A 12646-nucleotide genomic window follows, 5' to 3' on the forward strand; every position below is an offset into this window, starting at 1 on the left:
GCCTCACAGCCCGCTCCGGCTTGCGCCGGGGCGGGTTTTTTTATGGCCGTGCCGCGGAGGAAATGCTGGAATCGTCCTACATCTCCACCGGCCCGCCCGGCCTACGATGGGCTTCTGCCCCATCGGAACCGACATGCCCAACCGCCTTGCCAGCGTCGTGATGCGCACCGCCTGCCTGGCGGCAAGCCTGGCTGTCGGCGCGCAGGCCACGGCACAAGATCCGGGCAGCAAGGAGGCAGGTGCGCCGCGCACCCTGGCCCCGGTGACCGTCAGCGCCAAGGCCAACCGCGATCCGGTCGAGAAGTCCTACCGCAAAATGATCCGGGGCATGGAACTCTTCGAGCGTGAAAAAAACCTCGCACCAAATGCCCCGCTGCGCTTCAAGCTGCTGCCGCGCCGGCGCGAGACCGACATGAACTCGATTGACATGGAGGTCATAGGCAGCAGCGTCGCCTTTCCCGTGGCCATCGCGCCTGACCACACCTTCAGCCTGCCGCGCGACCCAAAGGCTTTCTCGGAAGATGCGCAGGTCATTCCCAACCGCAAGGCGCAAAGCATGACCTGGCGCACCGAGATCCGCACGCCGGGCCTGCCGCCCAACACCCGCCGCCTGGGCGACCTGCGGCTGGAGTGCCGGGTGGGCATGGAGGCCGGCCTGGTCTCGCGCGGCGGCGGCGTTGTTGACCGGATTGCCGGCGCCGTGTTCGACACGCCCGCATACTGCGACAAGCCGGCTCCGCTCTACCTGTTCTTTTCGGAGCGCCCGCTGTTCAGCGTCACGCTGGTCGCCGGCGAGCGCCGCGAAATCCTGCCCCTGGCCATGCTTTACGCCGCCGCGAGCGACGACCCCAAACTCGACAGGGACCTGCCCGACTGCGACTGCGAGGTGCTGGTGGACCGCACCTACTTCCTGCCCCTGGGCGACCGCAGCTGGCCCAACGACACCCTGGTCGAGTTTGACTACATGGAGGGCGGATGATGCTGGCGTGCAGGCTCATTTTGTGTGCCGGCCTGGTGCTGGCGGGTTGCGCCGGCCCGGGCGGGGTGGAGGAAATCCGGCCGCCTTTTCGCGACGCCAGCCTGTCCATGCAGGGTGCGCAAGGGATGGTGGTCCCCGGGACCAGCACCAAAGCCGACGTGGCCGCCGCGCTGGGCCCCGCCACCGTGGTCAGGTTCGACACCGGCTACGAGGTCTGGGCTTACCGGGAAAAGCCGCCCAAAAGCGAAACGCCGGGGGCCGAGTTTGTGATCCTGTTCGCGCCGTCCGGCATCGTGCAGAAAACCCGGATACGGCCCCGCTACGAAGCGGCTCCTGGGTCCTAGTCGCCCAGGCCCACAAAGATGTTCTGCACGTCGTCGTTCGCATCGATGGCGGCCAGGAAGGCCTCGACTTCCTCGAGTTCCGCGGCGCTCAGGGTGGACGGGCTGACGGGATTCTTGGCCTTGTAGCCGAGCTTGGCCGACAGCACGGTAAATCCCTGCGCGGGCAGGGCGCGGCTGACGATGTCCAGGTCGGCGTGGTCGGTCAGGAACATGGTTGTGCCTTCTTCATGGCCCGGCTCGAAGTCCTGGGCGCCGGCTTCAATCGCGGCCAGTTCGGGGTCGGCGCCGGCAGCCAGCGGCTCGGCTTCAATCATGCCCACGTGGTCGAAGTCCCAGGAGACCGAGCCCGAAGTGCCCAGATGCCCCTTGCGGAACAGCACGCGGATTTCAGAGGCCGTGCGGTTCAGGTTGTCCGTCAGGCACTCGACCATCAGGGGCACGCGGTGGGGTGCGAAGCCCTCGTAGATCACATGCTCGAAATGGACGGCGTCGCCCGTGAGGCCGGCGCCCTTTTTGATGGCGCGCTCCAGGGTGTCTTTGGGCATGGAGACCTTGCGGGCCTGCTCCACCACCAGCCGCAGCCGTGCGTTCGAGGCCGGGTCCGCCCCGTTGCGCGCCGCGACCATGATTTCCTTGGCCAGCTTGCCGAATAGCCGGCCCCTGGCGTTCGCGGCCAGTTCCTTGCCTTTTGCTTTCCACTGCGCGCCCATGTCTGTTCTTCCTTGCTGTTGCCGCGCCAAGCGCCTGGCTGTGTGTTGGGGGGCCTGCGGTACGGCGCGAAGCGCGCGCCGCAGGGCCGGGGGTCCCCGGTTATACACCCATACGGTGCGGCCGCAACGGTAGGACGGCGCCGACGCGAACATCAGCGCCTTCCCGCTACAGCAAGGGTGGGGCAGCGCTAATTTTGAACACCTGCCAACACGAAAGGAGCCGACATGCCAAGAGGTGACAAATCTTCCTATTCCGACAAGCAAAAGCGCAAGGCCGAGCACATCGAGGAAGGCTATGAGGACCGCGGCGTCGGCAAGGAAGAAGCCGAGCGGCGCGCCTGGGCCACGGTGAACAAGGAAACCGGCGGCGGCAAAAAGTCCGGCTCGGGCCGCGGCAAGGCGGAGAACCACGCGCCTTCACGCAAGGGTGGGCGCCTGGGCGGTGCGGCGGCGGCTTCGCGCACCGCGGCCGAGCGTTCGGCGTCTGCCAAAAAGGCCGCGGCGACCCGCAAGCGCAACGCTTCGAAGTAAGCCTTACTTGACCGGGATCACGGTGCCGGCCGGCACCGGAACGGCCGTGACGCTGTTTTGCGGCGAGCCTTCTATGACCCGGTCCGAGTAGGTCAGGTAGACCAGCGTGTTGCGTTTGGTGTCTATCATGCGCACCACCCGCAGTCTCTTGAAGACCAGCGAAATACGCTCGCTGAACATTTCTTCCTGCTTGTCCATAGGCTTGGCGCCAAAGCTGATGACACCGGTCTGCCGGCAGGCGATGGAGGCTTCGGCCTTGTCCTCGGCCAGGCCGAAAGCGCCCTTGATGCCGCCGGTCTTGGCGCGCGACACATAGCAGGTCACGCCCGCGACCTTGGGATCGTCGTAGGCGTCCACCACGATCTTGTGGTCGGGGCCTATGAACTTGAACACGGTGTCGACGGCGCCGATTTCCTCTCCGCCGGCACCGCCGCAGGCGGACAGGAGCAAGAGCAGGCTGAGCGCGCTAAACGCGGGGCGCAACATGTGTTTGATGGTCATGGAATATCCCTCTTTGTATGTGTTGGATGCCGTGGGCTCTCGCGGCCCGGCTTTCTAATGTACAAAACCCACGCGCCGCGCGAGCCGCCTCGGTGCAAGAAGGGCAAGCAAATGTCAGCTCAGGGCTTCAAAAGGTCAAAAAAGCCGCTCGCCAGGCGCTCGCCGTTGACCATGATGTCTACCTCATGCCGGCCGGCATGGTGCATACGCGTCGTGAAGTCGCGCACCACCTGGCTGCGTGACAGCCGCACGCTTTCGCCCGCGCCCAGGCTCAGCTCCTTGAGCTTGAAGACTTTGGCCGAGCTGCTACCCGCTTTTTTGACGTAGTGGATGGTGTAGTCCACCACCAGGCGCTGGCTCTGGCGCGAGGTGGACTGCAGCGTGAACGACAGCTCCAGCCGTTCACCCAGGCTGAGTTTTTTCGGGCTGACGGAAAAGCCGCTGATGCTGGCAGCCGCCTTTTTGCCGGCGCCTATCACGCCCAGCGCCTGCCTGTCGCCCTGCTTGATCAGGGTGCGCAGCGCGTGGCGCGCGATCCACGCGGTGTGCGGGTTGTCCAGCGGCCAGCTTTTGAGGCGCTTGAGCACCCACTCGGGATGCAGCTTGGTGATGTCGTTGAGGTGGTTCGCTACCGACTTGCGCACATAGAGGCTGCCGTCGGCCTTGAGCGCCTCCAGGATGGGCGCGGCAAGCTCCGGGTCGGCCATCAGCGCGTCCAGCCTGAAAGACCAGGGCAGGCGAGGGCGGCTGCCTTCGCTGGCCAGGCGCCGCACGTGTTCGCTTTCGTCCCTGGTCCAGGTTTTCATCACGGCCAGCGTGCGCGCCGGGTCTTGGCGGATGAACTCGCGGATGGCGTATTCAGAGCTGCCGAAGATGGTGAAAAACTTCAGCGCCTCCATGGACGTCTCAAAGTCGTCACGCCCATAAAGGCCCACATAGTCCGGCAGCACCAGGGTGACAAACCCGCTGTTGATGCGCGGCGCCAGCTTGCGCAGGATGGCGACGGCTTTGCGGTAGTCGGCGGGCAGCGTGGCGTGCAGGCATTCGCTGGTACGCCGCAGGCGCTGCATCAGCGAGAGCTCGTCCAGCCCGGGCAGCGCCAGCGCGAGAAACTTCTTGCCGTCAAAACGCGGGTAAACCGCCGCGGTTTCCGCCGCGATGTGGCGGTAGCGTGCGCGGTCGAAGATGTTTTTGAGGGCGGGGGCGGCGGTGTCGGGCATGGCGCCCGATTCTGCCACCGCCGGATTTTTCAGGCTTCCAGAGAGGCACGCGGATCGAACGCCTTGAATGCCTCGGCCATGTCGTCATAAGCCTTTTTAGCGGCCTTGCTGCCGGCCGGCGGCAGCGCCAGCTGCAGCACAAAGTAAAAATCACCCGCCGGCTTGCCCGGCAGGCCCCGACCCTTGAGCCTGAGCTTGTTCCCCGGCGATGAGCCTGGCGGGATGGTGACTTCGACCCGGCCTGTCGGCGTAGCCGCCTCGACCTGCGCGCCCAGGGCGGCCTCCCAGGGCGCCACGGGCAGGTTCATGTAGACGTCGCGGCCGTCGGCGCGGTAGAGCTTGTGCGGCAGGAATTCCACGTCCAGGTAAAGGTCGCCGGCGCCGCCCTTGCCGGCTCCCGGTGCACCCTGTCCGGCCAGGCGGATGTGCTGGCCGGCGCGTATGCCCTTGGGGATGGTGAATTCAATGCTGCGTGGCTGGCCGCGCCTGCCCGGCTCGCTGAGCTGCAGCGTTCGCGTGGCGCCCTGGTATGAGTCTTCGATGGCGATCTGTATCTTCGCGTGCTGGTCTTCGCCGGCCATGTCGAAACCGCCCCGGGCGCGGCCCATGCCGCCCCCCATGTCGGCGCCCATGCTGCGAAAGATGGCGTCAAAGAAGTCGCTGTGATCGAAGCCCCCGGCATCGCCAAAGAATGGATGGCCGGCGGCTTCCTCGCGCGCCTGCCATCCCGGCGGCGGCCGGAATTCCTGGCCGGCCTGCCAGTTCGCGCCCAGCCTGTCGTAAGCCGCGCGCTTTTCAGGGTCGCGCAGCACCTCGTAGGCTTCAGAGATTTCCTTGAAGCGCGCCTCGGCGTTCTTTTCCTTGCTGACGTCGGGGTGGTATTTACGCGCCAGCTTGCGGTGGGCTTTTTTGATCTCGTCGGGCGTGGCGTCGCGCGCCACACCCATGGCCTTGTAGTAGTCCTTGTATTCCATGAAAAAACCTTCCTCGGGGATGGTTTGCCTGCCGACTCCGGCCGCCAGGTCAGTTGCACCAAGCTGGTAAATGGGGGCGGCCGCCTCAGGGTCAACCCGCAGCGCCGCTGGAGTTGCGCCTCTACCGAGCCGCTGTGGCGGTCCCTATCATCCAGCGATGACCTCCAGCCCATCCTTCTCCCCTGACAGTGCCGGCCTGCGCGCCCTGTTTGATGCCCAGCACCAGGCCAGCCGCGCGCAGGTCGAAGTGCCGCTGGCGCTGCGCCGCGACCGCCTGCTGCGCATACGCGCCTTGCTGGACGAACACGGCGCCGAACTGGCGCAGGCCGTCAACGCCGACTTCGGCGTGCGCTCGCCGCAACTCACCGAAATCGCCGATATCTTTGTGCTGCGCTCGCTGCTGTCCAGCACGCTCAGGCAGCTTCCGAAGTGGATGAAACCCGTCAAGGTGCGGACTCCGCTGTATTTGCAGCCTTCGCGCGCCTTCCTGCAACGCCAGCCGCTGGGTGTGGTGGGTGTGGTCTCGCCCTGGAACTACCCGGTGCAACTCTCGCTGGGCCCCGTCATCACCGCCCTGGCCGCGGGCAACCGCGTGATGCTCAAGCCCAGCGAACTCACGCCGCGCACCTCGGCCCTGCTGGCCACGCTGATTGAACAGTCCTTTGCGCCCGACGAGCTGTGTGTGGTGCAGGGCGACGGCCAACTGGCCGCCGAATTCGCCGGCCTGCCGTTTGACCACCTGTTCTTCACCGGCTCCACCGCCGTGGGCCGCAAGGTGGCCGAAGCCGCCGCCGCCAACCTCACGCCGACCACGCTGGAGCTGGGCGGCAAGTCGCCCTGCATCATCGATGCCTCCTGCGACATCGACAAGGCTGCCATCAAGATCGCGCACGGCAAGCTGCTCAACGCCGGCCAGACCTGCATCGCGCCCGATTACGTGCTGTTGCCGCAGGGCAGCGAAACGGCTTTCGGCGAGGCCTTTGCGCGCGCCGTGGCAACGCTGTTTCCCACCATCACCGGCAACCCCGACTACGCGGCCATCATCAGCCCGCGCCACCTGGAGCGGCTGCAGGCGCTGCTGGCGCAGGCCGAAGGCGAGGGCGCGCGGCTGCAGACCGTCCAGCCCGTGCACCCCGGTATGGCCGGCGTGGGCGGGGCATCCCGGCAGATGGCGCCGGTGCTGGCCTTTGACGTCCCCGCCACCTCGAAACTTCTCAGCGAGGAAATTTTCGGGCCCATCCTGCCGGTGATTCCTTATGGGTCGATCGACGAAGCGATCCGCTACGTCAACGCCAGGCCGCGGCCGCTGGCGCTGTACTGGTTCGGCACCGACACCGGTTCGCGCGACCATGTGCTGGCGCGCACCGTGAGCGGCGGCGTCACCGTGAACGACACGCTGATGCACATCGCCCATGAAAACCTGCCTTTCGGCGGCGTCGGCGAAAGCGGCTGGGGCGCCTACCACGGTGAAACCGGGTTCCTGAGGCTCACGCAGCAAAAGCCGGTGATGGTTCAGTCCAAATGGGCGCGCGGCGATTTGTTTTACCCGCCCTACGGCAAGCGGTTTGAGCAGGTGATGGGCTTGCTCAAGCGATTGCTTTGAGCTTTGCCTAAGGCGTAGCCCCGAACACCTGCGTCCAGTAAATCCCCAGGCTGCTCTGGGTGTTCACTACAAAGGCCGCGCCCATCTCCCTGAAAGCGGGCGACATGATGTTGGCGCAATGGCCGGGGCTGTTGATCCAGCCGCGCACGGCCGCGTCGGCATCCACCTGGCCGGCGGCGATGTTCTCGCCGATGGCGCGCCAGCGGTAACCGGCACGCGTGGCCCGGCTGTCCACCGTGCTGCCGTCGCGGCCGGTGTGGCTGAAGTAGTCATAGCGCGCCATGTCGGCGGCATGGGCGCTGGCCAGGCCGTAGAGCGCCGGGTTGAGCCGCAGCGGCGGCGCCGCCGCGAAGGCCTGGTTGCCGCAGCGCTGCGGCCGGGAACGCGCCTCGTTGACCAGTGCCAGCACCCGCGCCTGCACCTGGTCGGCCTGCGCCGCGGCGGGCGGCGCAAAGGGCTCAGCCAACACCACCCAGGTTTGTGCGCCGCGCTGGTAAAAGCCGGCCTCCAGCAGCTCGCTGCGCATGGCCGCGCCGCATGAGCTGCCCAGCGCCTTTTGCGTCAGCGCCGCGGCTCCGGTGGCGCCCCGCACCGTGATCTGCACGGTGCGCTGGGCGCGGTAGCCGCTGGCTTTGAGCGCGTCATCGAGCTTGCGGCCGCCCGCGACCAGCGCCGTGGCGCGCGACAGCGCGGCATCTTCACGCAGCGGCGCGGCCGGGCGGGCGCCTTTCCCGCAGCCCTGCTGGCGCAGCACATTGAGCGCGCGCAGCAGCGGGGCCTGGTCTTGCACCGCCGGCTGCGCCTGCGCCAGGCCGGCGGCGGTCAGCAGGATCGCCAGCGCCGCGCACACACACGCGCCCCGTGCTTTTGTCGCCGTGCTGGAAGTTCGCATGGCTGCATGATAGCCAGCGGTACGACCGGACCGGCGCGGGGGCCGAGGCAGGGCCGGTAAGATATTTTTTTGAAAAGATATGAACCCTTTCGACGCCGGCAGGCCTCTTTGTCAGCATCCACCACCAACAAGGAGTCCCTGATGTTTTTCCTGCAACGCAATCTTCCCGCCTGGGAACGGGTTTTTCGCCTGGGCAGCGCGCTGCTGCTGGCCTGCGCCGGCCTGCTGTGGTTGCCGGCCGGCTGGCCCGTGGCCTTGGCGCTGGGCAGCGCGCTGGTCATGGGGCTGACGGGCGTGATCGGGTTCTGCCCGGCCTGCGCGCTCGTCGGTCGCAAGGCTGTGGCCAAAGGCAAGCCGTGAAGGCCAGCCCCCAGCTGGTCGACGCCGCCCGCGGCGGCGACGCCCAGGCCATCGCCCAGCTGCTCACACAGTGCCAGCCGGATCTCAAACGCTTTGCGCGCCGGACCTGTTCTTCGGCCGAGGATGCCGAAGACGCGGTGCAGGCCGCGCTATGGCAGCTCTACCGCAAGATAGGCGCGCTGCGAACCGCCGCGACTTTCGCCGTCTGGCTGTTTCGCATCGTCGAGCGCGAATGCTTTCGCCTGTTTCGCGGCCGCGGCGCCGCACAGGCCCAGGAGGGCGCCGACGTGGAGGCCGTCGCCGCGCCGGCGCTACCGCTGGATTTGCGGCTGGACCTGAGCCGGGCCATCGCCGCCTTGCCCGAGGCCTATCGCGAGGTGCTGATCCTGCGCGACGTCGATGAACTCACGGCGCTCGAGGTGGCCCAGCACCTGGGCCTGGGCGTGGACGCGGTCAAAAGCCGGCTGCACCGCGCGCGTGCCATGGTGCGGGAGCGCCTGATGGCCAGCGGCTACTGGCATAAGGACGGCACCCTGGACGGCACGCCATGAACGCCGGCTATCAGTCACCGCAAGATCTGCAGCTGGCATCCGCGTTCGTGCGGCTGGCGCCCCCCGAAGCCCAGGCTTTCCTGGCGTTCGACCATGCGGCCAAGCGCGAGGGCGGCCATCTGGAGCCCCGGGTGCGCGAGCTGGTCTCGCTGGCGGTGGCGATCACCACGCAGTGCGGCTATTGCCTGGATGTGCACACCAAGGCGGCGAGGCGGCTGGGCGTGACACGCGAGGAACTGGCCGAGGTGGTGCTGGTCGCGGCGGCCGTGCGCGCGGGTGCCAGCGTGGGCCATGGCCTGCTCGCCCTGCGCCTGTTTGATGATGATGAGGAGGAGGGGGTGCTTCCCCCCGGCGGCTGAAAGCGTGGGCACTGTCTTGGCTCCCCCTTAGAATGGCCCCCAAAATAACCTGGAGGGGTGAGCCATGCCTTTTGTCGGATTGGGACTTCATTTTTTTGTGGCGGTGTTCTTCGCCGTTCACGCCCTGCGCAGCGGCCAGCAGCTGTACTGGCTGATCATCCTGTTCTCTTTCCCCCTGCTGGGCAGCATCGTCTATTTTGTGGCGATCTACCTGCCGGACTCGCGGCTTGAGCGCGGCGCGCGCAAGGTGGTGGCCGCCGCCGCGAAGACGCTCAACCCGACGCGGGAGCTCAAGGAAGCGTATGCCGCTTTCGACTACACGCCGACCGCCCAGAACCAGATGCGCTTGGCCGCGGCGCTGCTGGAGGCCGGCCAGCCCCTGGAAGCCGCCCAAAGTTACGACGCATGCCTCAAAGGGCCGTTCGCGTCCGACCTGGAAATCAGGCTGGGCGCGTCGCGTGCCTATTTCGCCTGCGAGCGTTACGCCGAGGCCGTCACCCACCTGGAATTCATCCGCAAAACCGATCCCGCCTTCCGGGCGGAGCAAATCTCGCTGCTGCTGGCCCAGGCCTACGCGGGCGCCGGCAGGGGCAGCGACGCCAGGGCGGAGTTCGAATCCGCCGTGGAGCGTTTCGGCAGCTTTGAAAGCCGCGCCGAATACGCCATCTGGGCCGCGACAAGCGGCGACACCGCCACCAGCGCGCGCCTGCAGGTCGAACTGCAGCGCTCCATGGAACGCTGGAACCGGCATACCCGCGAGCTCAACAAGCCTTTGCTGCGCCGATTGAACGCCGCGTTCGAAGGCCGCTGACAGCGGCAACCCCGGGCGCCATTGCTGACCTCCATCGCATGCGTCTGGCCCGCCCCTCATTGAAAGCCCGCCTGCTGCTGATGCTGGTGGCCGTTCCCTTGATCACCTGGTTCGCGGTCAAACCAGTGCGGGTGGTCGCGCCGGGGCTGATGGGCATGCACTGCCTGAACGCGTCGGTATGCGTCGACGATCCTTCCCGCATGGTGCAGGCCGCCGGCCTCTACGCCGGGGGCATGGCTTTTGTGCCGGAGCTGCTGGGCCCCTTCAAGGGCAAACCCCGCGTTATCTTTTGCGCGTCGCAGGCCTGCGCCGACGCGTTCGGCCTTGGTGCGCGCGCGGCGGTGACCCTGGGTACCTGGGGCACGGTGATAGGCCCGCGCGCCTGGGAATCTTATTTTGTGCGCCATGAATTGATCCACTATGCGCAGGCCGAGCGCATAGGCACCTTGCGCCTGCTGTTCAAGCCGCAGTGGTTCGTCGAGGGCATGGCCTACGCGCTAAGCCAGGATCCGCGGGAGCCGCTGACCGAGCCTTTTGAAAGCCAGCGTAGGCTCTTTCTGGCCTGGTACGCGACCGTTGGCAAGCAGGCGCTGTGGCAGGCGGCCCGTGACCTTTAATCCAGCGGTTTATTTCTGGAAATGGCTGGGCGGCTGCCCCAAGGCCGCCTTGAACATCGCGGTGAAGGCGCTGTCGCTGGCATAACCGCTGGCCGCCGCCACGGCGCTGACCGATTGCCCGCGCGTGAGCAGGGGCAGGGCGTGGGCCAGGATGGCCTGCTGGCGCCACTGCTGGTAGCTCAGGCCCAGCTCATCGCGGAACAGCCTGGCCACGGTGCGTTCGCTGGCGCCGGTGTCCGCGGCCCATTCGGCCAGGGTGGCCCGCTGCGACGGCGCGCGCAGCACCGCTTCGCACAGGGCGCGCAGCCGCTTGTCGCCGGTTTGCGGGTGCGGCATGGGCACGCCCAGCGCCTGGATGTCGGCATGCGTGAGCTCGTCCAGCACCAGGCCGCTCAGCAGTTGCTCGCGCGTGGGTGCCAAGGGAGTCCCCGGTGAGGCGGCGTCTAGTGCGCTGATCGATTCGCGCAGCAGCGGCGACACCACCAGCACGCGGCAGCCGCTCCAGCCCTTGGGCGTCGCGCTGGCGTCGATGTAGAGAGTGCGGAACTCGGCGGCCTCCAGCACGGTGATGTGGTGCTGCGCGCCGGGCGCGATCCATACCGCGCGCGAGGGCGGCACGATGTAGGTGATTTCGCCGCCGGCGCCGTCGCTTTCGGCCGTGACCTGCACGACGCCGGTGGCGCAATAGGCCAGTTGCGCCCAGTCGTGGGAGTGCGGCTCGAAGTGGGTGTCGGCCGGCATGGAGCGGGCGCGTACACGCACCGGCCGCCTGGGGCTGGGGGTAAAGCTATCGGTATCACCCACCGGCATGAGGCGAAGGCCGGGGCTACGTGCATGGTCAATGACCACTCGGGTGGTTTTGTCTGAAATTCGATGAATCATGGCTATTTGTCGCATTTCAGCAGGCAGGGCCAATACTACGATAGCGCCATGAATACTTCAAGCACCGCGACCGCGCCCGCCGGCAACGCGATTTCCCTCAAGCAGGACGCTGGCGTGATCGGCCTGGTCGGCACGGCCCACCTGATCAGCCATTTCAGCCAGCTGCTGCTGGCGCCGCTGTTTCCCTGGCTCAAGGAAGCCTTCAACGTCAGCTACGCCGAGCTCGGCTTCCTGATGACGATTTTTTTCGTCGTTTCGTGCGCGGTGCAGGCGCTCTCGGGTTTTGTGGTCGACCGTTTCGGCCCGCGCCCCATCCTGTTCGGCGGCCTGACCCTGCTGGGCCTGGCGGCTTTCGGGTATTCCATCAGCACCAGCTACTGGATGATGGCCGGCTTTGCCGTGATGGCCGGCATCGGCAATGGCGTCTTCCACCCGGTCGACTACACGCTGCTCAACCGCAAGGTCAGCGCGCCGCGCCTGGGCCATGCCTACAGCGTGCACGGCATCACCGGCAGCCTGGGCTGGGCGCTGGCCCCGGCCATGCTGGTGCCGCTGACCTTCGCGTTTTCCTGGCGCGTGGCGCTGGCCTGTGCGGGAGTGCTGGCCTTTGTCGTGCTGGCGGTGCTGGTCTTCAACCGCGACAAGCTCACGCTGGCCGTGACGGCCCCGGCCAGGGGCGCGCCGGCGGCCGACAGCTCGCTGGGCTTCCTGAAGATTCCCGCGGTCTGGATGTGCTTTGCATTTTTCTTCTGGTACGCCATCGTGCTCAGCGTGGTGCAGGCTTTCGCGCCTGAAGCCGCGCGCCACCTGCATGAGGTGCCTTTGCCGCTGGTCGCCATGTGCCTGACGATCTACATGGTGTGCAGCGCCGGCGGCATGGTGTTCGGCGGCTTTCTCGCGTCGGACCCGGCGCGTTGCGAGCGCATCGTGGGCATAGGCTTTGGCGTGGCGGCCGTGTTCGCGCTGCTGCTGGCCCTGGGCAGCTACCCGGCATGGGTGGTGCCCGTGCTGTTCGGCGTCATGGGTTTTGCCTCGGGTATTGCCGGGCCTTCGCGCGACCTGCTGGTCAAGCGCTCGACGCCTGAAAACGCCTCGGGCCGGGTCTACGGCGTGGTGTATGCCGGCCTGGACATAGGCCAAGCCGTGTCGCCGCTGGTTTTCGGCGCGATGATGGACCACGGCCAGTACCGCGGTGTGCTGCTGGGCCTGGCGCTGATGCAGGCGGTGCTGATCGCCAGCGCCTTCAATGTGCGCCGCGTGCGCCGCACCGCGCTGCCGGCCGCGGGGCAGATGCCGACGGTCGTCTAGAAAA

16 protein-coding genes are annotated in these 12646 nt (G+C 67.0%); 10 read left to right on the top strand and 6 right to left on the bottom strand.

The window, feature by feature from the left end:
- The first annotated feature begins 133 nt into the window (after window positions 1-133).
- Together AC1D0O_RS17055 and AC1D0O_RS17060 are read left to right on the top strand one after the other, a co-directional pair.
- A complete protein-coding gene (locus tag AC1D0O_RS17055; RefSeq protein ID WP_477654684.1) occupies window positions 134-979 on the top strand; it encodes a hypothetical protein in 846 nt (281 codons plus the stop codon).
- Window positions 976-1323, top strand: a complete 348-nt coding sequence (locus AC1D0O_RS17060) for a hypothetical protein (RefSeq protein WP_477654685.1) — start codon at window positions 976-978, stop codon at window positions 1321-1323. Before AC1D0O_RS17055 ends, AC1D0O_RS17060 begins: the two co-directional genes overlap by 4 nt.
- Here AC1D0O_RS17060 and AC1D0O_RS17065 read toward each other — a convergent pair.
- The gene (locus tag AC1D0O_RS17065; RefSeq protein ID WP_477654686.1) at window positions 1320-2033 is read right to left on the bottom strand and encodes a YebC/PmpR family DNA-binding transcriptional regulator; all 714 of its coding nucleotides are present in this window, start codon (window positions 2031-2033) and stop codon (window positions 1320-1322) included. The genes AC1D0O_RS17060 and AC1D0O_RS17065 overlap by 4 nt on opposite strands.
- A gap of 225 nt (window positions 2034-2258) precedes the next feature.
- Here AC1D0O_RS17065 and AC1D0O_RS17070 point away from each other — a divergent pair, with 225 nt between their 5' ends.
- On the top strand, window positions 2259-2564 hold the full coding sequence (locus tag AC1D0O_RS17070; RefSeq protein ID WP_477654687.1) for a plasmid stabilization protein: 306 nt from the start codon (window positions 2259-2261) through the stop codon (window positions 2562-2564).
- 3 nt (window positions 2565-2567) lie between these two features.
- On the opposite strand, the gene AC1D0O_RS17075 is transcribed toward AC1D0O_RS17070, so the two are convergent.
- The 3 genes from AC1D0O_RS17075 to AC1D0O_RS17085 form a co-directional block, all read right to left on the bottom strand.
- Window positions 2568-3065 carry a CreA family protein gene (locus AC1D0O_RS17075; protein WP_477654688.1) on the bottom strand — a complete coding sequence of 166 codons (498 nt, stop codon included), beginning with the start codon at window positions 3063-3065 and terminating at the stop codon, window positions 2568-2570.
- A gap of 119 nt (window positions 3066-3184) precedes the next feature.
- Window positions 3185-4285, bottom strand: coding sequence for a DNA alkylation repair protein (locus tag AC1D0O_RS17080; RefSeq protein WP_477654689.1), 1101 nt, complete (start codon window positions 4283-4285; stop codon window positions 3185-3187).
- Window positions 4286-4314: 29 nt separating this feature from the next.
- Entirely contained in the window at window positions 4315-5259 is a 945-nt protein-coding gene (locus tag AC1D0O_RS17085; protein ID WP_477654690.1) for a DnaJ C-terminal domain-containing protein, read from the bottom strand.
- A 157-nt stretch (window positions 5260-5416) separates the two neighbouring features.
- On the opposite strand from AC1D0O_RS17085, the gene AC1D0O_RS17090 reads away from it, so the two are divergent.
- Window positions 5417-6862 carry a coniferyl aldehyde dehydrogenase gene (locus AC1D0O_RS17090; RefSeq protein ID WP_477654691.1) on the top strand — a complete coding sequence of 482 codons (1446 nt, stop codon included), beginning with the start codon at window positions 5417-5419 and terminating at the stop codon, window positions 6860-6862.
- A gap of 7 nt (window positions 6863-6869) precedes the next feature.
- Here AC1D0O_RS17090 and AC1D0O_RS17095 read toward each other — a convergent pair whose 3' ends face one another.
- Window positions 6870-7754 carry a CAP domain-containing protein gene (locus tag AC1D0O_RS17095; protein WP_477654692.1) on the bottom strand — a complete coding sequence of 295 codons (885 nt, stop codon included), beginning with the start codon at window positions 7752-7754 and terminating at the stop codon, window positions 6870-6872.
- Between the two features lie 141 nt (window positions 7755-7895).
- On the opposite strand from AC1D0O_RS17095, the gene AC1D0O_RS17100 reads away from it, so the two are divergent.
- From AC1D0O_RS17100 to AC1D0O_RS17120, 5 genes are all read left to right on the top strand, one after another.
- Window positions 7896-8114 carry a YgaP-like transmembrane domain gene (locus AC1D0O_RS17100; RefSeq protein WP_477654693.1) on the top strand — a complete coding sequence of 73 codons (219 nt, stop codon included), beginning with the start codon at window positions 7896-7898 and terminating at the stop codon, window positions 8112-8114.
- On the top strand, window positions 8111-8665 hold the full coding sequence (locus AC1D0O_RS17105) for an RNA polymerase sigma factor (RefSeq protein ID WP_477654694.1): 555 nt from the start codon (window positions 8111-8113) through the stop codon (window positions 8663-8665). The genes AC1D0O_RS17100 and AC1D0O_RS17105 overlap by 4 nt, the downstream gene beginning before the upstream one ends.
- Window positions 8662-9024, top strand: a complete 363-nt coding sequence (locus tag AC1D0O_RS17110; RefSeq protein WP_477654695.1) for a carboxymuconolactone decarboxylase family protein — start codon at window positions 8662-8664, stop codon at window positions 9022-9024. Before AC1D0O_RS17105 ends, AC1D0O_RS17110 begins: the two co-directional genes overlap by 4 nt.
- Before the next feature lie 64 nt (window positions 9025-9088).
- Complete coding sequence (locus AC1D0O_RS17115; protein ID WP_477654696.1) at window positions 9089-9835, top strand: hypothetical protein; 747 nt, start codon at window positions 9089-9091, stop codon at window positions 9833-9835.
- 38 nt (window positions 9836-9873) lie between these two features.
- Window positions 9874-10452: a hypothetical protein gene (locus AC1D0O_RS17120; protein ID WP_477654697.1), complete on the top strand. Its 579-nt coding sequence runs from the start codon at window positions 9874-9876 to the stop codon at window positions 10450-10452.
- A gap of 9 nt (window positions 10453-10461) precedes the next feature.
- On the opposite strand, the gene AC1D0O_RS17125 is transcribed toward AC1D0O_RS17120, so the two are convergent.
- The gene (locus AC1D0O_RS17125) at window positions 10462-11334 is read right to left on the bottom strand and encodes an AraC family transcriptional regulator (protein ID WP_477654698.1); all 873 of its coding nucleotides are present in this window, start codon (window positions 11332-11334) and stop codon (window positions 10462-10464) included.
- A gap of 48 nt (window positions 11335-11382) precedes the next feature.
- Between AC1D0O_RS17125 and AC1D0O_RS17130 the strand changes: the two genes are divergently transcribed.
- Entirely contained in the window at window positions 11383-12642 is a 1260-nt protein-coding gene (locus tag AC1D0O_RS17130; protein ID WP_477654699.1) for an MFS transporter, read from the top strand.
- Window positions 12643-12646 lie beyond the last annotated feature (4 nt).

Source organism: Polaromonas sp. P1_F2 (assembly GCF_056405735.1).